The sequence below is a fragment of the Pseudomonas sp. DE0010 genome (genome assembly GCF_007680745.1).
GTDB classification, from domain to species: Bacteria; Pseudomonadota; Gammaproteobacteria; order Pseudomonadales; family Pseudomonadaceae; genus Aquipseudomonas; species Aquipseudomonas parafulva_B.
Window position 1 is genome coordinate 1 of the sequence record NZ_VEJQ01000029.1, and the last position, 21,487, is coordinate 21,487.

Below are 21,487 nucleotides of genomic sequence, written 5' to 3' on the forward strand. Positions count from 1 at the left end.
GATCAAGATCAAGATCAAGATCAAGATCAAGATCAAGATCAAGATCAAGATCAAGATCAAGATCAAGATCAACAGCAACAGCAACAGCAACAGCAACAGCAACAGCAACAGGCATCGAGCATCTTATCCTGGCCGATACCACGAGCTGGAATGTCATGGTTATGTATTATCAAAAGAAAGGGTGGTATGAACTAGCAATGCCACACAACTTGCATCTTATAGAGATTGGCAACCTGTCTCATTTGTATGGGGAAATTTGCCTTGCACCGCACTCAAAAGCCAACGGATTCCGGGTAGAGGCGGTCTCGCCGGTCCGGCGCCCCTGACCCAGCGGGTCCCCCAACAGCCCCACTTGGCCCGCATCCATGGAATGCGCCACAATACCCATCATTTGCGGAGCCCTTCATGACCGACCTCACCCCCGATGCCACCCTCGACGCCACCGGCCTCAACTGCCCAGAGCCTGTGATGATGCTGCACCAACACGTGCGCGCCCTCGCCGCCGGCGGCCTGCTGAAAGTCATCGCCACCGACCCCTCGACCCAACGCGACATCCCCAAGTTCTGTACCTTCCTGGGCCACCAACTGCTGGAACAACAGGAAGCCGCCGGCACCTTCCTCTACTGGATCCGCAAGAAAGCCGACTGAGCCGCTCTGGAACACGCTCCGCGTTGAGCCTACACTGCGTTCCCCAGACAGGAGAGCGCCATGCTGATAGTTGCCGACGAAAACATCCCTTTGCTCGATGCCTTCTTCCAAGGGTTTGGCGAGATTCGTCGCTATCCTGGGCGTAGCCTCGACGCCGCCAGCGTCCGGGAGGCCGACATCCTGCTGGTCCGCTCCGTGACCAAGGTCGATCGGCAACTGCTAGAAGGCAGTCGCGTGCGGTTCGTGGGTACCTGCACCATCGGCACCGATCACCTCGACCTCGACTACTTCGAACAAGCGGGTATCCGCTGGAGCAGTGCACCCGGTTGCAACGCCCGGGGCGTGGTGGACTATGTGCTGGGCAGCCTGCTGACCCTCGCTGACCTTGAGGGTGCATCACTGCCCGAGCGAGTCTACGGCGTGGTGGGTGCAGGCGAAGTAGGTGGGCGGCTGGTGGGCGTGCTACGCGCCCTGGGGTGGAAGGTGATGGTCTGCGATCCATTGCGCCAGGCCGCCGAAGGTGGTGACTACGTCGAGCTCGATACCCTGCTGCAAGCCTGCGATGTCATCAGCCTGCACACACCCCTCGAACGCGGTGGCCAGTACCCGACCTGGCACCTGCTAGGCCCTACAGAACTGGCGAAACTGCGCCCCGGCGCCTGGCTGATCAACGCCAGTCGAGGGGCGGTGGTAGACAATGGCGCATTACGTACCCTTCTGCAGCAGCGCGATGACCTGCACGCGGTGCTGGACGTGTGGGAAGGCGAGCCCCAGGTAGATCTGCAGTTGGCCGACCTGTGTACCGTCGCCACCCCCCACATCGCCGGCTATAGCCTCGATGGCCGTCAGCGTGGCACCGCCCAGATCTATCGCGCGTTGTGTCAACACCTGGGCGTGGATGAGCGCATTCAACTGGCCGACCTGTTACCACGCCCGCCAGTCGCGCAGATTGAGTTGGACGCCGAGGCCGACCTGCAATGGGTACTAGCGATGCTGTGCCGCGCCGTCTATGACCCGCGCCGCGATGATGCTGATTTTCGCCGCAGCCTGAGCGAAGACGCGCAGCAGCAACGTGCGGCTTTCGACCTATTGCGCAAACACTATCCGCCACGCCGTGAGATCGAAGGATTATCCGTGCGCATCCGTGGTGACTCGCCTCAGCTTGCGCAGCTGATTGACGCCATCGGAGCGAAAAGGGTCTGACGCTCTGGCATTGCCCAAGGGCAAAGCAGCGCGCATAAAAAACCCGGCGCCAGCGCCGGGTCAGGAATAAAGTGATCAGTTTTTCTGCGAGCGCTCGACCCGGCTTTCTTCCAAGGCCTTGCAGGCCTGCTGGATCATCTGCTCGGTGATCGGTACCTCCCGCCCTTGGGCGTCGATCAGCGCGCCGCTTGCCTGGGGGGACGGTGCGTGACGGGGCGTGTGGTGTTCGCGGTCATGGTGCAAGCTCATGCAGGGTCTCCTCTTCAGATGACGTCTGGTATCAACCTTGCGCCTGGCAGATCGTCGACGCGGGTGCGGCGCAACCTGAGGCTGGGCCATAGTCCACCAGAGATGGCGAACAAGTGCCAGAGCGCGGTTAGAACAATAGGCTATAGCCGCGCCAGACAGTTCCGTGCTGCGGCATGAATGGTAGGCTGCATGTTCCGCCTTCGAGAGCAGATCCATGGCCTCTACAACTCCGCGCCCCAGCCGCGCCTTGCGCCTTGGTTGGCATTTTCTTCGCCCATATCGGCGGCGCCTGGTGCTGGCCTTGCTGGCACTGGTGGTGACTGCCGGCATTACCCTGTCCATGGGGCAAGGCATCCGCCTGCTGGTGGATCAGGGGTTCATGACCGGTTCCGTCCATCAGCTCAACCAGACCCTTGGCCTCTTCCTGCTGCTGGTGCTGGCCCTGGCGGTAGGGACCTTCAGCCGGTTCTACCTCGTCTCCTGGATAGGTGAGCGGTGCGTGGCGGACATTCGTCGCGCCGTTTTTGACCATTTGCTTGGGCTTCATCCGGGTTTTTTCGAAGACAACCGTAGCTCGGAAATTCAGTCTCGGTTGACGGCCGACACCACGTTGCTGCAATCGGTGATTGGCTCTTCCCTGTCCATGTGCCTGCGTAATGCGCTGATGGTGGTGGGGGGTGTGGTCTTGCTGTTCATCACCAACCCGAAACTGACCAGCATCGTGGTCGTGGCATTGCCGGTGGTGCTGGCCCCGATCCTGCTGTTCGGTCGTCGTGTGCGCAGCCTCTCCCGCCAGAGCCAGGACCGGGTGGCAGATGTGGGTAGCTATGTGGCCGAAACCCTGGGCCAGATCAAGACCGTGCAGGCCTACACTCATCAAGCCCATGACCGGGCACTGTTCGCCGATACGGTGGAGTCGGCATTTGCAGTGGCCCGCCAGCGCATTGCGCAGCGGGCCTGGCTGATTACCGTGGTGATCGTGCTGGTGCTGGGTGCTATCGGCGCAATGCTGTGGGTCGGCGGCCTGGACGTTATCGCCGGGCGTATGTCGGGGGGCGAGTTGGCGGCGTTCGTGTTCTACAGCCTGGTAGTGGGCAGTGCGTTCGGCACACTCAGCGAGGTGATTGGCGAGCTCCAGTGTGCTGCTGGAGCAGCAGAGCGCATAGCCGAATTACTGGCAGCGCAAAGCCAGATTCTGGCGCCGTCCAGTGCGCGGCTGCTGGCGGGAGGCCGTGCACGGGGCTGCCTGACGTTGCAAAGCGTGGTGTTTGCCTATCCCTCGCGACCCGAGCACAAGGCTATCGATGACCTGAGCCTGGCCATCCAGGCAGGCCAGACGCTTGCATTGGTCGGTCCCTCCGGTGCGGGTAAATCCACCCTGTTCGACCTGCTTCTGCGCTTCTATGATCCTCAGCACGGGCAGATTCTGCTTGATGACCAACCCATCGACCAACTCGACCCCGACCACCTTCGCCAGCAGTTTGCATTGGTCGCACAGCAACCGGCACTGTTTCGAGGTACGGTGGCGGACAACATTGCCTATGGACGCCCTGGCGCTTGCCTGGCCGACATCGAAGCAGCCGCGCGCGCAGCCCATGCCGACGGGTTCATACGTCAGTTGCCGCAGGGCTACCAGACTTGCCTGGGGGAGGGCGGGGTGGGTTTATCCGGTGGGCAGCGCCAACGGTTGGCGATTGCCCGTGCGTTGCTGGTGGATGCCCCAATCCTGCTGCTTGACGAGGCGACCAGCGCGCTCGACGCTCACAGTGAGCACCTGATCCAGCAAGCTTTGCCGCGCCTGATGGCGGGGCGGACAACGGTGGTGATCGCGCACCGTTTGGCTACGGTGCAACACGCCGACCGCATTGCCGTGGTCGACCAAGGCAAAGTGGTCGCTACTGGGACCCACAGCGAGCTGATTGAAGCCAGCCCGTTGTATGCACGGCTGGCAGCGCTGCAGTTTACGACCGCTTGAAAGGCTGGCCGGCTGATGCGCGATGCAGGTACGAGCCTGAATCGTGAACAACAAAAAACCCGCACAAGGCGGGTTTTTTTGAAGGATTTGGTCGGAGAGACAGGATTCGAACCTGCGGCCTTCTCGTCCCGAACGAGACGCGCTACCTGGCTGCGCTACACTCCGATGAACAAAATCCTACTGCATCCGAAATTTGCCCGCAAGTCCTTGTAAAAGAACGAAGCTTTGGCCAACTCGGATGGGCTATCAGAGTTCTTTGACGGTGCGAATCTGGTCTTTATTCAGACGCATGCGCTTGCCATCGAGCTGCTCGAACTCGTAGAAGCCGGAATCTTCATCATAGGACGGCTTGTCTACCGCCTGGATTTCGCGACCGTCGTTCAAGGTGATGACGGTTGGGGTCGAGCAGCCGGCCAGGGCAGCCAGGCCCAGGGCGAGCATAAAGGCGGGAAGGGTCCGTTTGATCATCGTGTTTCTCCAGTGCGATGGTGCAAGATGACTGTTAAGACGCGGGACGTTAGTGCAAGTTCCTTGCACGTGCAGCATAACGGCATTCGCTCGGCGCGATCCAGTGCAGACAGCGCTCCCCCAAGCCGGCGGGAGTGCCCTGTGATATAACTGCCGTCATTGCCATTACCAGTGACCGGTACCTATGAAAGCCTCGGCAGACACCCCGTTCGTTCCTCTCAATATCGCAGTGCTCACGGTCAGCGACACCCGCACGTTCGACAACGATACATCGGGCCAGGTCTTCGTAGACCGGCTGACAGCGGCGGGCCACCGGCTCGCCCAGCGCGCACTGCTCAAGGATGATCTCTACAAGATCCGCGCCCAGGTCGCGACCTGGATCGCCGATGACACCGTGCAGGTGGTGCTCATTACCGGCGGTACCGGTTTTACCGGACGTGACAGTACGCCTGAGGCGGTTACTTGTCTGCTCGACAAGCAGGTCGACGGTTTTGGCGAGCTGTTCAGGCAGATCTCCGTGGCGGATATCGGTACCTCGACCGTGCAATCGCGTGCACTGGCAGGGTTGGCCAACGGTACCCTGGTGTGTTGCCTGCCCGGCTCGACCAATGCGGTGCGCACCGGTTGGGACGGTATCCTGGCCGAACAGCTCGATGCACGGCACCGTCCCTGCAACTTCGTCGCACATCTGAAGCAGGCGGCGGCCTGTGAAAGCCGTGGCTGAGGCCGTGCAGCCCAGGCCACTGATGCCGGTGGAACAGGCCCTCGAGCAATTGCTGGCCTTGGCAGATGCCGCGCCGATTCGCGACACCGAGCGCGTGGCGTTGGCCGAGGCACAAGGCCGAGTGCTGGCCACTGCCCTGGTGGCTTCGCTGGATCTGCCGCCTTGGCCCAACAGCGCAATGGATGGCTATGCCCTGCGCCGGGCCGACTGGCAGGGGGCGCCGCTGCCGGTCAGCCAGAGAATCTTTGCCGGCCACGCACCTGGCCCATTGCAGCCTGGCACCTGTGCGCGGATCTTTACGGGTGCACCGGTTCCCGACGGCGCCGACTGCGTGGAGATGCAGGAAAACACCCAGGTTCATGCCAATGGCCATGTGCAGTTCCTGCACCCCCTCAAGGCGCTGCAGAACATTCGCCCGCAAGGACAAGAAACCCGCAAGGGTGAGCAGGTGCTCGACGCCGGCACGCGTCTTGGGCCGATCGAGTTGGGCTTGGCCGCCACCCTGGGGCATGGCCAGCTCGATGTAGTGCGCAGGGTGCGGGTGGCAGTGCTGTCGACTGGGGATGAACTGGTCGAGCCAGGCCTGCCGCTGGGGCCTGGGCAAATCTACAACAGCAATCGTCGCTTGCTGGTGAGTTGGTTGCAGCGCCTGGGGTGCGACGTCACCGACGCCGGTATCCTGCCTGATGACTTGGCCCGTACCCGCGCGAGCCTGGCTCAGTTGCAAGGGGTGGACCTGATCCTCTCGACAGGTGGCGTCTCGGTGGGCGAGGCCGATTATCTCGGCGCGGCCCTGCGCGAGGCCGGTGAGCTGGCCTTGTGGAAACTGGCGATCAAACCCGGCAAGCCGTTGACCTTCGGCCACTTCCAGGGCGTGCCAGTGATCGGCCTGCCCGGTAACCCGGCCTCTACCCTAGTGACCTTCGGCCTGCTGGCGCGCCCCTACTTGTTGCGCCGTCAGGGTGTGATCGACGTCGCCCCGCTGCGCGTGTGCCTGCCCGCCGGTTTCGATTGGCCCAAAGCTGGGTCACGGCGTGAGTACCTGCGTGCGCGCATCGAGCAGGGCAAGGTGTGCCTTTACCCTAACCAGAGCTCTGGCGTGTTGCGCAGCGCAGTGTGGGCCGATGGGCTGGTCGAGGTGCAGGAGGGCACTACGCCTGGTCAAGGTGACCTCGTACCCTTCATTCCCTTCAGTGACCTACTCGGTTGACGCACGCCAGCGGCGCAGGCTCGCTCCAGTGCGCGAGCCCTGCGCCGCAATATTTGAACGGCCGTGCAACAATTGGTAACGGCTAAGAGTCAAGATGCAGGTGGTCAATTATGGAGGCACCTACATGCAAGCGCGCAAGGCAATGCTGATTCTGCACGGCAAGCAAGCCATGAACGAAGACGTACGCACCGCCGTGCACGACCTGCGCGACACTGGCTGGGCATTGGACGTGCGCGTAACCTGGGAGGGCGGTGATGCCCAGCGCCTGGTCAAGGAGGCACTTGCCGCCGGTTACAGCCACATTGTCGCCGGCGGTGGTGACGGCACCTTGCGGGATGTGGCCGAAGCCATGGGCCTGGCGGGCACCGAAGCCAGCCTGGTGTTGCTGCCGCTTGGAACCGCCAACGACTTTGCCAAGGCGGCCGGTATTGCGCTGGAGCCTGCCCAGGCACTGGCGCTGCTCAATGAGCCGGCGCAGGCAGTTGATCTTGGGCAAGTGGGCGAGCAACTGTTCCTGAATATGGCGACCGGCGGCTTTGGCAGCCAGGTCACAGCCAGTACGTCCGAAGACCTGAAGAAGTTGATGGGGGCCGCCGCCTACGTGTTCACCGGCTTGTCACGCTTCAGTGAACTGGAGGCAGCCTCGGTCGAGTTGAAAGGCCCGGATTTCCATTGGCAGGGTGAGTTGCTGGCGCTAGGGATCGGCAACGGTCGCCAAGCCGGGGGAGGGCAGGAGTTGTGTCCGGATGCGGTGGTAGATGACGGGTTGCTGGATGTTGCGATCCTGCCCAAGCCGCAGGAAGTGGTCGGCGCATTACGCGATTTGCTGGCAGGCGATGGGCTGTTCATTCGCACACGGTTGCCGTGGGTAGAGATCAACAGTCAACAGGGCCTTGATATCAACCTCGACGGCGAGCCGCTCAAGGCGGACAGCCTGCGTTTCGAAGCGCGGCCCCAGGCGTTGCGCCTGCACCTGCCGCAAGGCTGTCCATTGCTCAGTCATCGAGGCTGATGATCTTTTCGCGCACCGCGAACAGCACCAGCCCGGCGACGTCGTGAATTTGCAGACGTTTCATCACTTGCGAGCGATGGGTTTCGACTGTCTTGATCGACAGCCCCAGACCGTTGGCGATTTCGCGGGTGGACTTGCCGCGCACGATCAGGCGCAGAATCTCCAGCTGCCTGGCAGTCAGGTTGTGTCGCTCGCACGCCGGACGTCTGGTGGGTCTAGTATGACGCAAGGCCTGATTGATGACGGTGTGGGCAATGGCCGGGCTTAGGTAGCGCTCCCCGTTGCGCACCGCGCTAAGCGCCTGCTCAAGTTCAGAGGCGCTGGTGTCCTTGAGCAGATACCCATGGGCACCGCCCTCAAGGGCGCGCATGATCAACTCCGGGTCCGTGTGCATGGAGAGGATCAGCACCTTGCAGGCGCTGCCGCTGGCATTGAGCTGGGTAAGAGCGTCCAGCCCGCTGGTTGATCGCATGGAGAGGTCCAGCAGGATGATATCGGGCATCAACGTCCGCGCCTGATCCAGCAACTGCCCGCCATCGTCGGCCTCGCCGACTACCTCGTACCCGGGTATGTCACTGACCAGGGCGCGGACCCCCGCCCTGATCAACGAATGGTCATCCACCAGCAACAATCTACAGGTCATGGGTATCCACTCGCTCAGCGCGTTGCCGGCTGCGGGGCGGCCAGGGGAACACGGCCTCGATGCGGGTGCCCTGGCCTACATCGCTGGTAATCTTCAAGCTGCCGTCAAGGGCAGTGACCCGCTCGAGCATGCCAGCCAGCCCACGCTGACTGGCAAGGTGCGGGTTTCTGGCAGGCTTGAAGCCGCAGCCATCGTCCTCGATCGACAAGGCCAGGCCCAGCTCCGTGCGCCGTAGGTGGATGACGAGGTTGCGCGCCCCAGCGTGGCGCAACATGTTGGTCACCGCCTCCTGGGTGATGCGAAACACTGCCATTGCGACATTTTCGGCAATGCCCCCAAGGCGTTGCTTGCAAGACAGGCTCCATTGCACGCCGCTGCCGTCCAAGGTGCGCAGCAAGTGCGCGCGCAGGCTGGTCTCAAGACCAAGGCTGGCCAGCTGACGGGGGTTGAGTAGGGCAGAAACGTCGCGCACAGCGCTCAACGTATCATCCAGCGTGGCATGCAAGGCATCGCAATGCCCCTGCACATCCCCGGGCGTTCGTCGCTGCAGCCATTGCAGCTGCAATTTCGCAGCGGTCAGCAGCTGGCCGATGTCGTCATGAAGCTCCCGGCTCAGGTGCTGGCGTTCATCTTCTTGCACTTTTAGCAGGCGCTCGGCGAGTTCCGCAGGGCGCAAGCTGATTGAGCGCGCCCCCGTACGCAGTTGCACGGCAGCGACCAACACACCGGTCAGCTGCAGCAACACCAGGCTGATGGGTACGGGGCGCTCAGTCAGGTGCAACACCAGGCAGGCGATGCAGGAAACCACACTGATGCCTGCCGTGGCCCAGCACAGCCTGGTGTACGGGGGGCTACAACGAAAAGAGGTCATCAAGCGTGGGAACATAGGTTGGGGAGCCGCTGAAGTATTGCTGATGGAGGCCTTGCACATTACTGCTCAGAGGCTTTTGCGCCGTACTTTCGATGCTTTTTCGACCACGGTTCATTCAACCTTGTGTCAAGTTGAAGCGTTTCGGTGGGGCATACTACCACCTCGAATTCCCGAGGTCGCCGCCGAAGACGACTTCACCTAGATAATTCTTATTGTTGTGAATTACCACATAGCGGCGCCTGACTTGCTTGTCTGAGGCTATTTCCTACAAGTTTGTAAATTAAAGCTACAACTTTCCAGTTTCGGCAAAGTTGCACTTCTGGCATGCAACTGCAGGATGGCAAATTGCCCTACGGTTTGTCGCCAAGGTCGGGCTGTTGGCGGTTATGCGCTGCGCCGTCACCTTTCACCCAGGCTTATGCCAGAGAAGATCGAACCGCATTGGTCAGTTCGCCGAGCAACACAAATTGTTCTCCAGCGTCCAGGTCCAGTCGCCCTGTGTGTGCGTCCAGTAGCTCGAGCTGCCAGGCTAGCAGCCTCAGGCATGCAGCAGTGATGCGCAGCGTGCCGAGATGCAGGCACGCGCCTTGGCAGCAGGGGGCCAGTATCTGCTGAAGGGAGGTAGTGAAGTGAGCCACTTCGAGCAGCCCCAAACGCTGTGCGTCATGTGCCAGGTCGCTTAATACGGCGTCCAGGCACCTGCAGGCATCAGGGTCATTTTCAATGAGCTCAAGATGCTGCAAGCAGTCCTCTGCTCTGTGGAGGCGCTTTTGAGCCTTCTCGCGAAAAACCTTCAGCGCTTCCGAGAAGTGTAAGGCACTGTCCATCATGGTGACTCCATGGGCAGGACAGGCGATAGAGACGGGCACGCCGTTACGATAGCTAGCAAAGCCTGACTCCATTCATGCAGTGAGAATGGCGTCACATTAATGGCTAAAGGATAGAGCGAACATCAGGTTGTACCTGAGTGCCACTAGGGGTTTCCCTGATAGGCAAGAAAAAAACGGAACTTTTCAGCGTATGGGAGTGGCATTATGAAAGCCGTTGAGCATGCTGTTAAAGTGACATCAAATTTGGGAGGGGTGTAGCGTTTACTGGGGTCAAGATGCTACGCCAACTGCCGATACACACACAATCGCGCATATTTTCGACATGAGCCTGGGGGCTTACCAATGGCTGGCATTCTCGACACGGTAGACCAACGCACACAACTGGTAGGTGAGAACCGGCTGGAAATCCTGATGTTCCGGCTGGCTGGGCGTCAGCTTTTCGCGATCAATGTCTTCAAGGTGCAGGAGGTGTTACAGCTGCCCAAGCTGACACTGATGCCGCAGCGCCACGCGTTCGTCTGCGGTGTGGTCAACCTGCGAGGCCAGACCCTCCCGGTCATCGACCTGTCCCAGGCAATCGGCATGCGCCCCATTCAGCCTGGCCCTGACAGCACCATCATCGTCACTGAATACAACCGCTCGGTGCAGGCGTTTCTGGTGGGCGGGGTCGACCGCATCGTCAACCTCAACTGGGAGTCCATCATGCCGCCACCGACCAGTGCCGGCCGTCAGCATTACCTGACCGCCATCACCAAGGTAGACGACCAGCTGGTAGAGGTGATCGATGTGGAAAAGGTGCTCGCCGAAATCGTGCCTTACAACGCTCGCGTTTCGGGCGAGAAGTTGGCTGACCCGGTACTGGCAAGGGCGCGTGGTCGCGAGGTGCTGCTGGTGGACGATTCCAGTGTGGCCCTGGCCCAGTTGCGCGACACGCTCTCGCAGTTGGGGATGAAACTGCACGTTGCCAGTGATGGCCTCAAGGCGCTGCGCATGCTCAAGGCTTGGGCCGATGCCGGGGAGGACATGTGCGAAAAGCTATTGATGATCTTCACGGATGCTGAAATGCCGGAAATGGACGGTTATCGCCTGACAACCGAGATCCGCGAGGATGCGCGCCTGCGCAAGCTTTACGTGGTTCTGCACACGTCTTTGTCGGGGAGCTTCAACGAATCCATGGTCAAGAAGGTGGGTTGCGACAATTTTCTGTCCAAGTTCCAGCCTGATCGCCTGGTCGATGTGGTCAAGCAGCGCCTGTTGCTGGACAACACCAACGCGTGATCGCGCGCCCTGCCGGGTATAAGCTGACGTTTTGGTGAATTATGAGGCGGCAGGGATGTTTCTCAGCGAGCTCTATCGGTATCCGGTCAAGTCAGGGCGGGCACAAAGCCTGCAAGCCTCTCCCGTCGGTCTGCTTGGACTGGAAGGAGACCGTCGCTGGATGCTGGTGGAGGAAGAAAACGGGCGCTTCCTGACCCAGCGTGCCTGGCCGCAGCTCGGGCAGCTCGAGGCAGTGGAGTCAGGCGGGGCACTGTTGCTGCGGGCGCCTGGGCAAGTGCCGCTGAATGTGGTGGCCCCAGCCGAGGATGCCCAGCTGCGAGGGGTGACCTTGTGGCGCGACACCTTGCGCGTGCCGGATGCCGGCGATGAGGCCGCCGCCTGGCTCAGTGGCTGGCTAGGCAAACCGGTGAGGTTGGTCTACTGCCCGCAGCAGCGGGCCAGGTACCTGCCCAATGGCTATGGCACCGACCGTGACCGTGCCGCCTTTCCCGACGGTTTCCCGTTGTTGCTTATTGGCCAAGGGTCGCTCGATGAGCTCGATCGCCGTATCGGCCGGCCCATGGACATGCTGCGGTTCAGGCCCAACCTGGTGGTTCAAGGGGCCGAGGCCTTTGCAGAGGATGGCTGGAAACGCATTCGCATCGGTACGGTGGAGTTTCGTGTTCTGAAGCCAAGCGTGCGCTGTATTTTCACCACCATCGACCCTGCTACAGGGGAGCGCAGCCCTGACCGTGAGCCCATGACCACGCTTCGCACGTTCCGGGAAAAGGAAGGGGACATACTGTTTGGGCAAAACCTGGCAGCCGATGGCAGCGGGCACCTGGAAGTTGGCATGAAGGTGCAGGTGCTCTGATTCGCCGGGCAGCTGGACGCCGGTGTGACCGGCGCCCAGGCTTGATCAGCCGGCAGTGGCCCTTACATGTCGTCGAAGTAGCGCTCGTGCCAGTCCACCAGAGGTTGTGGCATGTTGAGCTTCTGCCCGTAGATCACCGAGTAGGACAGCACGTTCTGAACGTACTGACGGGTTTCATCGAACGGAATGGACTCGACCCACACGTCGAAGCTCAGGTGCTTGGCACCTTTGAGCCATTGCCGCACGCGGCCTGGGCCTGCGTTGTAAGCCGCTGACGCCAGTACTCGGTTGCCGTTGAACTGGCTGTGCACTTGGCTGAGGTAGGCGGCCCCCAGTTGGATGTTCTTGTCCGGGTTCAGGACCTGTGCGGGCGATGCCAGTGGGATGCTGAACTTGCGCGCCGTTTCTTTGGCTGTAGCAGGCATCAACTGCATGAGCCCGCTGGCGCCCACGGGGGAGCGAGCATCTTCCATGAAGGCGCTTTCCTGACGGGTGATTGCGAAGACCCAGCTTGAATGCAGGCCGCGCACCTTGGCTTCGCGTACCAGGGTGTCGCGGTGCGCCATGGGGAAGCGCACATCCAGGTCATCCCAGTACTTGGCCTGGCTGATGGTGCGAATGGCCGGGAAATACCAGCGCAACTCGTAACCCAGGCGCGCCTGGGCAACCATTTCGTCGCGGTTGAAGTGACGGCTAACGTGATACCACTCGCGGCGACCTTCGACGATCTGACCGCGAGCATGGAATTCAAGGGCGCGTTGGATGCCAGGGGTGTTGCGCACTTTCTTGACCAGCTGTGGGCTGAGCACCAGGGGCTTGTTGTTCAGCTGGTAAGGGGCTTGCGCACGGTCCGCAGCCAGGAAGCCATAGAAATCACGCTCGCGGGCAACGGCCTTGTACAACTGCGGGACTTGCGGATTCTTCGGCTGCGCCAGCTCCAGGCTGCGCGCCTGCCAGTACTTCCAGCGACTGCTCTGGGCCAGGTCGCCGCTCAGGCGCTTGGTGAGCGCGTAGGCGTCTTCCCAGCGGCCCAGGCGCAGCAACAGGCGCAAGCGCCATTCACTGACGGTGTCGTCCCGCAGCTCCGGGTCGTAGCGGGTCATCAGGTCAAGCGCGCGCGGGTCATAGCGCCGGGCCAGGGTCAGGCCTATCTCGCGGGCAATGGCCACTTTTTCATCGCGGGAAAAGTGCATGCGCTGGGCATAGTCGTCAAGCAGCCCCATGGCGCGCTCCGGGTCCTGCCGTGCAAGGCGGCGCAGGCCGAGGCTGACGACGTCCGAGGTGGCCTCGTCGGCCTGGGTGAAGCGTGATGGCTGGTTGAGCAGTTCGGGTTTCTGCGCCACATCGATCAGCAGGCGGCCTTGTGGCGCCAGCGTGGTCAGGGTCTTGACCAGGTTCTCGGCCAGGCCGTAGTTGCGCGCCTGGGCAGCAAGCTTGGCTCGTTCCCAGCGTTTGCCCTCCGTGAGTTGGCCCTCTGCGGCCCACATGGCGAACAACGGGTCGCAGGCAGCAGGCTGGGACTTGCCCACCGACCACAGTTTGTCTGCCGTGGCAAAGCCTTCGGTGCGCATCCCGTGGCTAAGCTGGTACTGGCCGTTCAGGCAATCGAGCTCGGTGAAGTTGAGCTTGGGATCGTAGTAGTTGGCGAAGGTCTGCCACTCGCCGCGTTCGGCCAGCCAGCGCAACCAGCGCAGTTTCATCCAGTTGGCTTGTGGCAGGTCACCGTGCTTGGCCAGGAAACCCTCGATCTCCTCGTTGCTGGCAGATTTCAGGCGCGCGGTCAGTTCGTCATAGGCCAGGTAGGGTGTCAGCGGATAGTCGCTCAACGCCTGGGCATAGCGCAGGTACGGGCCCTTGTCGCCCTTGGCCAGCGCACGCTTGGCTTCATCGTAGTATTGACGTTGCACGGTGATGTCGGTGGCCTGGGCCGCGCCGGTGGCAGCGGTGAGCAACAGGCATGAAGCAATTTGTAACAGGCGGCTGCGCATGATACGTCCGGGCAGTTGAACCATGGGAAAGTGGCGGCGGGGCCAGCACTGTTGGGAACGATGGCCCTAGCTTAGCCGTTTGCGGATGACAGGTGAAAGCACTGTGCTTGTATCGGGATATTAAGTTCGACCGGATGTCGCCGTGGGTGGCAGGCGCTGGCCTTGCGGATGTCGGCGCAGGGCCAACTCAGGTAGAATGCGCGCCCGATTTATGGAGACGAACATGACCCTGCTCAAATTCAGCGATGTGTCCCTCGCATTCGGCGCCATGCCGCTGCTGGACAAGGTGTCCTGGCAGATCGCTCGTGGCGAGCGGGTGTGCATCATCGGCCGCAACGGCACCGGCAAGTCGAGCATGCTGCGCCTGGTCAAGGGCGAGCAGAAAGGCGATGACGGCGACATCTGGCGCGCCCCTGGGCTGAAGATCGGCGAGTTGCCCCAGGAACTGCCATTGGCCGACGAGCGCACTGTGTTCGACGTGGTGGCGGCAGGCCTGGATGGCGTTGGCGAGCTGTTGGCACAGTTTCATCACCTGAGTCAGAACATCCAGGGCGATGAAGACCTGGAGAAACTGATGCACGTGCAGCACGAGCTGGAGGCCCGCGATGGCTGGCGCCTGCAGCAGGTGGTTGAAAGCACCCTGAGCCGCCTGCAGTTGCCGGCGGACAAGACCCTGGCGGAGTTGTCCGGCGGCTGGCGCCGTCGCGTATTGCTGGCCCAGGCACTGGTGTCCGAGCCCGACCTGTTGCTGCTCGACGAACCGACCAACCACCTGGACATTGGTGCCATCGCCTGGCTTGAGGAAGCACTGCGCGGGTTCAACGGCGCCGTGTTGTTCATCACCCACGACCGATCCTTCCTGCAGAACCTGGCCACCCGCATCCTCGAGCTGGACCGGGGCGGCCTTATCGACTGGAACGGCGACTACGCCAGTTTCCTGGTGCACAAGGAGGCCGCGCTGGCCGCCGAGGAAACCGCCAACGCCCTGTTCGACAAGCGCCTGGCCCAGGAAGAGGTGTGGATTCGCCAAGGCATCAAGGCCCGTCGCACCCGTAACGAGGGCCGCGTGCGGGCGCTCAAGGCGCTGCGCGTTGAGCGCGGCGAGCGCCGGGAGCGGCAGGGCAAGGCCAACATCCAGATCGAGGCGGCCGACAAGTCGGGCAAACAGGTCATGGTGCTCGAGCATGTCAGCTTCTCGCACCCGGACGGGCCGATGCTGGTCAAGGATTTTTCCATGGTGCTGCAGCGCCAGGACCGTATCGGTCTGCTGGGGGCCAACGGCACCGGCAAGACCACCTTGCTCAAGCTGATGCTGGGTGATCTGGAGCCCACGTCGGGCAAGATCGAGCGCGGCACCAAGCTTGAAGTCGCCTATTTCGACCAGATGCGCCATCAGCTGGACCTGGAAAAGACCGTCATCGACAACCTCGCCGAAGGCCGTGACTTCATCGAGATCGAGGGGCAGAACCGGCATGTGCTGAGCTACCTGGGTGACTTCCTGTTCAGCCCGCAGCGGGCCCGCACCCCGGTCAAGGCATTGTCCGGCGGCGAAAGGGCGCGCCTGCTGCTGGCCAAGCTGTTCAGCAAGCCGGCCAACCTGCTGGTGCTCGACGAACCCACCAACGACCTGGACGTCGAAACCCTCGAGTTGCTCGAAGAGGTGCTCTCCAACTACAAGGGTACCGTGCTGATGGTCAGCCACGACCGAGCGTTTCTCGACAACGTCGTGACCAGCACCCTGGTGTTCGAAGGCGATGGCCTGGTCCGCGAGTACGTGGGCGGTTACGAAGACTGGATTCGTCAGGGCGGTTCGCCAAAGCTGCTTGGGGTCACCGAGAGCAAGGGCGGCAAGTCGGCGCTCAACAGTGCGGTGGTGGAGAAGGTCGAGGCCAAGCCGCAAGCCGTCGCTGCGCCAGTGGTCGAGGAGTCGAAGAAAAAGCTCAGCTACAAGCTGCAGCGTGAGCTGGAGATGCTGCCAGGTCAGATCGACGCGCTGGAACAGCGCATGGCCCAGGCTCAGGAAGAAGTGAGCGCGGCCGGTTTCTACCAACGTCCGATCGCGGAGACGTCAGCGGTGCTGGCGAACATCGAGAAGCTGCAAGGTGAGCTCGATGCCTTGGTGGAACGCTGGGCCGAGCTGGAAGGCTGAGCAGACAGGACGCTTAGGGCCTGCGCGTGGCGGGCGAGCCCGCTACCAGGTGCCGGAGGGAGGATACAAGCCCGAGGCACCTGGCGTTGCGGCTTGACCTGCCGCGATGGACAGATTCAGTCCTTTTTCTGCAGTCGCACTGCCAGCACATCGCAGGGTGCACCATGTAAAACGTCATTGGCCGTGGAGCCCAGTAGCAGCGCCAGGCCGTGGCGACCGTGGCTGCCCACGACGATCAGGTCGCAGTGCTGGTCTTTGGCCAATTGATGGATTTCCTGACGGGGCTGCCCGTAGGTCAAGTGCGAGTCGCCGCGCTGGATGTCCGGATATTTGTTGAACAGGCGATCCATGCGTTCCTTGGCCTGGTCGAACTGCTGCTGTTGCAATTGCGACAGATCCATCGGCACGTCCCCGCCAAACGCCATGGCCATGGGTTCGACGATGTGCACCAGTGAGACCTTGGCGTTGGTTGGCTGGGCCAGCGCCATGGCGCGCTTGATCACAGGGTCGCATTCTTCCGTCAGGTCGACGGCGACCAGCAGATGTTGGTAGGTCATGAGCTGTACTCCAGGCAATCGCTATAGAAGAAGTATGGTCGCTTTCGGGCGGGTCATGCGTGAAAAATGGCTAACCAGCTCATTTGCAACGGTTTATGGGAACTACTGATATGACGGTATTGCTGGTGGTGTCAATCCTTGCGCTGATTCTCAGCCCGCTCTCCTGGCTGCGCAACTCGCGCAATCAGAGCGAGCAGATGCGCTTGCGCCTGGAGGCGCGGCGCATGGGTCTGGCCATGCAGCTGGCGCCTCAGCAGTGGCCGCACTGGTTGGAAAAGCAGCCGCCGAGCCCATGCCCGCAATATCATCGGGCCCGCAAGCGGGGGCATGTCGACAGCTTCAGCTTCTGGCAGATCAGCCCTGGCGTATGGTGGAACCAATGGCGCGAGCCGTGCGAAGACCCGCGCTTCATGCAAGCGTTGGCCCGTCTGCCGGCAAGCGCCTACAAGGTCGAGGCTGATGCGCGGATGATAGCGCTCTACTGGACGGAGCGCGGAGATACGGCTGTATTGCAGGATGTTGCCTATGTGCTGGAGACACTGGCCTGACTCCAAAGACGCTCGGCGGGCTGTCCAAGGCCTTCTGAGATGCGGTGCAACGACAAAGCGGCGATTGGGCGGTCCCCTGACAGGGCCTGCTCAATCGCCGCTTTGTCGTTCTGCCTCAAGCGAAGGCAGGGCAGGCCAGTGAATTCATCGCGTCATGCAGGGGCTGGCGCTTGTGTTCGGATCAGCCAGACTGCAGAGCACGCCAAGGCTGACAAGGTTTGAAAATTGCCAGCATGAATGGCCAGCGATCAGCCCCATGATCGGTCGTGCCCGGTCTGTGGAAAGTGACCGCAAAGTCGGCTTTTCTGCCGTGGGTGCAGCATTTGACAATGCAGATCTTTTCGGAGAATGTGTGCACACCCAAATCAAACGGGCGTATGAATTGAGCGTTTGCATTGCACTTCACTCATTCATGCGCTCGACTCGCGCGCTGACGGGTGTGCCTGGGGCAGGTGGCCATGATGGCTGCGGTGCCGCAGCGATCGGCGTGTACAGTTCAGCTTCCATATCTTGGAGATCAGTTGATGATTTACGAAGGTAAAGCCATCACGGTTAAGGCTCTTGAAAGTGGCATCGTCGAGCTCAAGTTCGACCTCAAGGGTGAGTCCGTCAATAAGTTCAACCGCCTGACCCTGAGCGAGCTGCGCCAGGCTGTGGACGCCATCCAGGCCGATGCGTCGGTCAAAGGTGTCATCGTCAGCAGCGGCAAGGACGTGTTCATCGTTGGTGCCGACATCACCGAGTTCGTCGACAACTTCAAGTTGCCCGAGGCCGAATTGGTCGCCGGCAGCCTGGAAGCCAACCGTATCTTCAACGCATTCGAAGACCTTCAGGTGCCCACGGTTGCGGCCATCAACGGTATCGCCCTGGGCGGTGGCCTGGAGATGTGCCTGGCAGCCGACTACCGCATCATGGCCACCACCGCGCGCATCGGCCTGCCCGAAGTGAAACTGGGCATCTACCCAGGCTTTGGTGGCACCGTGCGCCTGCCGCGCCTGATCGGCTCGGACAATGCCGTCGAGTGGATCGCCGCGGGCAAGGAAAACAGTGCCGAAGACGCCCTGAAAGTGGGTGCCGTCGATGCCGTGGTCGCGCCTGAGTTGCTCATGGCCGGTGCTCTGGACCTGATCAAGCGCGCCATCAGCGGCGAGCTGGACTACAAGGCCAAGCGCCAACCCAAGCTCGAGAAGCTCAAGCTCAATGCCATCGAACAGATGATGGCCTTCGAAACCGCCAAAGGCTTCGTCGCTGGGCAGGCAGGCCCTAATTACCCAGCGCCTGTCGAGGCGATCAAGTCCATTCAGAAAGCGGCCAACTTCGGTCGTGACAAGGCACTGGAAATCGAAGCGGCAGGCTTTGCCAAGCTGGCCAAGACGTCGGTCGCACAGAGCTTGATCGGCTTGTTCCTGAACGATCAGGAACTCAAGCGCAAGGCCAAGGCCCATGACGAGATTGCCCGTGACGTCAAGCAGGCGGCCGTGCTGGGCGCCGGTATCATGGGCGGCGGCATCGCCTATCAGTCGGCGGTCAAGGGCACCCCGATCCTGATGAAGGATATCCGCGAAGAGGCCATTGAGCTTGGGTTGAACGAAGCGTCCAAACTGCTGGGCAATCGGGTCGAGAAAGGTCGGCTGACACCGGCCAAGATGGCCCAGGCGCTCAACGCGATTCGTCCGACGCTGTCCTACGGTGATTTCGCCCACGTAGACATCGTGGTCGAGGCAGTGGTCGAAAACCCGAAGGTCAAGCAGGCCGTGCTTGCCGAGGTGGAAGGGCAGGTGAGGGAGGATGCGATCCTGGCATCCAATACCTCGACCATTTCCATCAATCTGCTGGCAAAAGCGCTGAAGCGCCCGGAAAACTTCGTGGGCATGCACTTCTTCAACCCGGTGCACATGATGCCGCTGGTGGAAGTGATTCGTGGCGAAAAATCCAGTGAAACGGCAGTCGCCACCACCGTCGCCTACGCCAAGAAAATGGGCAAGAACCCGATCGTGGTCAACGACTGCCCAGGGTTTTTGGTCAACCGCGTCCTGTTCCCGTACTTCGGCGGCTTCGCCAGGCTGGTCAGCGCGGGGGTGGACTTCGTGCGCATCGACAAGGTCATGGAAAAATTCGGCTGGCCCATGGGCCCAGCGTACCTGATGGACGTGGTGGGCATCGACACCGGGCATCATGGGCGTGACGTCATGGCCGAGGGGTTCCCCGATCGTATGAAGGATGAGCGCCGCTCGGCCATCGACGCCTTGTACGATGCCAACCGGCTGGGCCAGAAAAACGGCAAGGGCTTCTACGCCTATGAAACCGATAAGCGCGGCAAGCCGAAAAAGGTCGCCGATGCCGATGTGCTCGAGGTGCTCAAGCCCATCGTGTACGAGCAGCGTGAAGTCAGTGACGAGGACATCGTCAACTGGATGATGATCCCGCTGTGCCTGGAAACCGTGCGCTGCCTTGAAGATGGCATCGTCGAGACCGCCGCCGAGGCGGACATGGGCCTGGTCTACGGCATTGGTTTCCCACCCTTCCGCGGCGGTGCGCTGCGCTACATCGATACCCTGGGTGTAGCCGAATTCGTCGCCCTGGCCGATCGTTATGCCGACCTGGGGCCGCTGTACCACCCGACCGCCAAGCTGCGTGAGATGGCCAAGACGGGCCAGCGCTTCTTCAACTGAGCGGTCAACGAGCTAGAGCGAGAGATTTGATATGAGCCTTAATCCAAGAGACGTGGTGATCGTCGACTTCGGTCGCACGCCAATGGGCCGCTCCAAGGGTGGCATGCACCGTAATACCCGCGCCGAAGACATGTCGGCGCACCTGATCAGCAAGTTGCTTGAGCGCAATGACAAGGTCGATCCCAAGGAAGTCGAGGACGTGATCTGGGGCTGTGTGAACCAGACCCTGGAGCAGGGCTGGAACATCGCCCGCATGGCATCGCTGATGACCCAGATTCCGCACACGTCCGCGGCGCAGACCGTCAGCCGGTTGTGCGGCTCGTCGATGAGCGCGCTGCACACCGCCGCCCAAGCGATCATGACCGGCAACGGCGACGTGTTCGTGGTAGGCGGCGTCGAGCACATGGGGCACGTGAGCATGATGCATGGCGTAGACCCCAACCCGCATCTGGCGCTGCATGCGGCCAAGGCTTCGGGCATGATGGGCCTGACGGCCGAGATGCTGGGCAAGATGCACGGCATTACGCGTGAGCAGCAGGACCAGTTCGGCCTGCGCTCGCACCAGCTGGCGCACAAGGCCACCGTAGAGGGCAAGTTCAAGGATGAGATCATTCCCATGCAGGGGTATGACGAGAATGGTTTCCTGAAAGTGTTCGACTTCGACGAAACCATTCGTCCGGAAACCACCCTCGAGGGCCTGGCGTCGCTCAAGCCGGCCTTCAACCCCAAAGGTGGAACGGTGACCGCAGGCACTTCTTCCCAGATCACCGACGGTGCGTCGTGCATGATCGTGATGTCGGGGCAGCGTGCAATGGACCTGGGTATCGAGCCTCTGGCGGTCATTCGTGCCATGGCTGTGGCTGGCGTCGACCCCGCGATCATGGGCTATGGCCCAGTGCCGGCCACCCAGAAAGCCCTCAAGCGCGCGGGCTTGAGCATGGCCGACATTGACTTCATCGAACTCAACGAGGCGTTCGCCGCACAGGCCCTGCCTGTGTTGAAAGACTTGAAAGTGCTCGACAAGATGAATGAGAAGGTTAACCTGCACGGCGGTGCGATCGCCTTGGGCCACCCGTTTGGTTGCTCCGGGGCGCGTATTTCCGGCACCCTGCTCAACGTCATGAAGCAAAATGGCGGCACGCTGGGGATTGCGACCATGTGTGTCGGCCTTGGCCAAGGTATTACCACTGTATTCGAACGCGTCTAAGGCGCAGGAGAAGGACAGCGACCGGGGCCTTGTGCCCCGGTTTTGTTTTTTTCGGTTTCAATCGAACCAGGAGGTAGTCCACATGCAGATCCAGCCAGGTGTGTACCGGCATTACAAGGGCCCGGAGTACCGTGTGTTCAGTGTTGCGCGGCACTCTGAGAGCGAGGAGTGGATGGTGTTCTACCAATGCCTGTATGGTGATTACAGCTTCTGGGTGCGCCCACTGTCGATGTTCCGCGAGTCGGTGGAAGTCGACGGCGAACAGGTGCCACGCTTTGCGTTGATCAAGGCCGAAGAGGGGTTGTGCGGGACGTCGGCCAAGTCGCAGGCGTGATGTTCTGAACTTGACCTCGCAGTTTCGCCACTATATATAGCGGTGCCGCGTCTGGTACCTGACGTGTT

General features: G+C 61.4%; 20 protein-coding genes and 1 tRNA gene. 13 read left to right on the top strand and 8 right to left on the bottom strand.

Features of this window, described 5'->3' with window-relative positions; genetic code table 11:
- Positions 1 to 405: 405 nt before the first annotated feature.
- Complete coding sequence (gene tusA / locus FS767_RS18915) at positions 406 to 648, top strand: sulfurtransferase TusA (protein WP_058605718.1); 243 nt, start codon at positions 406 to 408, stop codon at positions 646 to 648.
- A 60-nt stretch (positions 649 to 708) separates the two neighbouring features.
- Positions 709 to 1,851, top strand: coding sequence for a 4-phosphoerythronate dehydrogenase PdxB (pdxB, locus tag FS767_RS18920; protein ID WP_144967422.1), 1,143 nt, complete (start codon positions 709 to 711; stop codon positions 1,849 to 1,851).
- Positions 1,852 to 1,926: 75 nt separating this feature from the next.
- On the opposite strand, the gene FS767_RS22925 is transcribed toward pdxB, so the two are convergent.
- On the bottom strand, positions 1,927 to 2,100 hold the full coding sequence (locus FS767_RS22925; RefSeq protein WP_165919263.1) for a PA1571 family protein: 174 nt from the start codon (positions 2,098 to 2,100) through the stop codon (positions 1,927 to 1,929).
- Between the two features lie 214 nt (positions 2,101 to 2,314).
- On the opposite strand from FS767_RS22925, the gene FS767_RS18925 reads away from it, so the two are divergent.
- Positions 2,315 to 4,075, top strand: a complete 1,761-nt coding sequence (locus tag FS767_RS18925) for an ABC transporter transmembrane domain-containing protein (RefSeq protein WP_144967424.1) — start codon at positions 2,315 to 2,317, stop codon at positions 4,073 to 4,075.
- Positions 4,076 to 4,163: 88 nt separating this feature from the next.
- Here FS767_RS18925 and FS767_RS18930 read toward each other — a convergent pair.
- A tRNA-Pro gene (locus FS767_RS18930) sits at positions 4,164 to 4,240 on the bottom strand.
- 81 nt (positions 4,241 to 4,321) lie between these two features.
- Positions 4,322 to 4,543, bottom strand: a complete 222-nt coding sequence (locus tag FS767_RS18935; RefSeq protein WP_023534255.1) for a YgdI/YgdR family lipoprotein — start codon at positions 4,541 to 4,543, stop codon at positions 4,322 to 4,324.
- 184 nt (positions 4,544 to 4,727) lie between these two features.
- Between FS767_RS18935 and moaB the strand changes: the two genes are divergently transcribed.
- From moaB to yegS, 3 genes are all read left to right on the top strand, one after another.
- A complete protein-coding gene (gene moaB, locus FS767_RS18940; protein WP_144967426.1) occupies positions 4,728 to 5,267 on the top strand; it encodes a molybdenum cofactor biosynthesis protein B in 540 nt (179 codons plus the stop codon).
- Positions 5,251 to 6,477 carry a gephyrin-like molybdotransferase Glp gene (glp, locus tag FS767_RS18945; RefSeq protein WP_144967428.1) on the top strand — a complete coding sequence of 409 codons (1,227 nt, stop codon included), beginning with the start codon at positions 5,251 to 5,253 and terminating at the stop codon, positions 6,475 to 6,477. The genes moaB and glp overlap by 17 nt, the downstream gene beginning before the upstream one ends.
- Positions 6,478 to 6,601: 124 nt before the next feature.
- Positions 6,602 to 7,489 (top strand): lipid kinase YegS, encoded by an 888-nt coding sequence (gene yegS / locus FS767_RS18950; RefSeq protein ID WP_058606173.1) that lies wholly within the window; start codon positions 6,602 to 6,604, stop codon positions 7,487 to 7,489.
- Here yegS and FS767_RS18955 read toward each other — a convergent pair.
- The 3 genes from FS767_RS18955 to FS767_RS18965 all read right to left on the bottom strand — a co-directional run bounded on the left by FS767_RS18955 (position 7,473) and on the right by FS767_RS18965 (position 9,833).
- The gene (locus FS767_RS18955) at positions 7,473 to 8,132 is read right to left on the bottom strand and encodes a response regulator transcription factor (protein WP_144967430.1); all 660 of its coding nucleotides are present in this window, start codon (positions 8,130 to 8,132) and stop codon (positions 7,473 to 7,475) included. The genes yegS and FS767_RS18955 overlap by 17 nt on opposite strands.
- Positions 8,122 to 9,018 carry a sensor histidine kinase gene (locus FS767_RS18960; protein ID WP_144967432.1) on the bottom strand — a complete coding sequence of 299 codons (897 nt, stop codon included), beginning with the start codon at positions 9,016 to 9,018 and terminating at the stop codon, positions 8,122 to 8,124. The genes FS767_RS18955 and FS767_RS18960 overlap by 11 nt, the downstream gene beginning before the upstream one ends.
- 401 nt (positions 9,019 to 9,419) lie before the next feature.
- A complete protein-coding gene (locus tag FS767_RS18965) occupies positions 9,420 to 9,833 on the bottom strand; it encodes a histidine kinase (protein ID WP_144967434.1) in 414 nt (137 codons plus the stop codon).
- Between the two features lie 342 nt (positions 9,834 to 10,175).
- Between FS767_RS18965 and FS767_RS18970 the strand changes: the two genes are divergently transcribed.
- Together FS767_RS18970 and FS767_RS18975 are read left to right on the top strand one after the other, a co-directional pair.
- Positions 10,176 to 11,111 carry a chemotaxis protein CheV gene (locus FS767_RS18970; RefSeq protein ID WP_144967436.1) on the top strand — a complete coding sequence of 312 codons (936 nt, stop codon included), beginning with the start codon at positions 10,176 to 10,178 and terminating at the stop codon, positions 11,109 to 11,111.
- A 55-nt stretch (positions 11,112 to 11,166) separates the two neighbouring features.
- Positions 11,167 to 11,964, top strand: coding sequence for an MOSC domain-containing protein (locus tag FS767_RS18975; protein ID WP_144967437.1), 798 nt, complete (start codon positions 11,167 to 11,169; stop codon positions 11,962 to 11,964).
- A gap of 62 nt (positions 11,965 to 12,026) precedes the next feature.
- Here the strand turns inward: FS767_RS18975 and FS767_RS18980 are convergent, their stop codons facing one another.
- A complete protein-coding gene (locus FS767_RS18980) occupies positions 12,027 to 13,952 on the bottom strand; it encodes a transglycosylase SLT domain-containing protein (RefSeq protein WP_058639662.1) in 1,926 nt (641 codons plus the stop codon).
- Between the two features lie 223 nt (positions 13,953 to 14,175).
- Here FS767_RS18980 and FS767_RS18985 point away from each other — a divergent pair, with 223 nt between their 5' ends.
- On the top strand, positions 14,176 to 16,101 hold the full coding sequence (locus tag FS767_RS18985) for an ATP-binding cassette domain-containing protein (RefSeq protein ID WP_100851172.1): 1,926 nt from the start codon (positions 14,176 to 14,178) through the stop codon (positions 16,099 to 16,101).
- 116 nt (positions 16,102 to 16,217) lie between these two features.
- On the opposite strand, the gene FS767_RS18990 is transcribed toward FS767_RS18985, so the two are convergent.
- Positions 16,218 to 16,658, bottom strand: a complete 441-nt coding sequence (locus FS767_RS18990; RefSeq protein ID WP_144967439.1) for a universal stress protein — start codon at positions 16,656 to 16,658, stop codon at positions 16,218 to 16,220.
- 110 nt (positions 16,659 to 16,768) lie between these two features.
- On the opposite strand from FS767_RS18990, the gene FS767_RS18995 reads away from it, so the two are divergent.
- The 4 genes from FS767_RS18995 to FS767_RS19010 all read left to right on the top strand — a co-directional run bounded on the left by FS767_RS18995 (position 16,769) and on the right by FS767_RS19010 (position 21,419).
- Positions 16,769 to 17,206, top strand: coding sequence for a hypothetical protein (locus FS767_RS18995; protein WP_100851173.1), 438 nt, complete (start codon positions 16,769 to 16,771; stop codon positions 17,204 to 17,206).
- A gap of 524 nt (positions 17,207 to 17,730) precedes the next feature.
- Entirely contained in the window at positions 17,731 to 19,878 is a 2,148-nt protein-coding gene (gene fadB, locus FS767_RS19000) for a fatty acid oxidation complex subunit alpha FadB (protein ID WP_144967441.1), read from the top strand.
- 31 nt (positions 19,879 to 19,909) lie between these two features.
- Entirely contained in the window at positions 19,910 to 21,085 is a 1,176-nt protein-coding gene (fadA, locus tag FS767_RS19005; RefSeq protein WP_058639658.1) for an acetyl-CoA C-acyltransferase FadA, read from the top strand.
- Between the two features lie 82 nt (positions 21,086 to 21,167).
- A complete protein-coding gene (locus FS767_RS19010; RefSeq protein WP_058606157.1) occupies positions 21,168 to 21,419 on the top strand; it encodes a DUF1653 domain-containing protein in 252 nt (83 codons plus the stop codon).
- Positions 21,420 to 21,487: the final 68 nt, after the last annotated feature.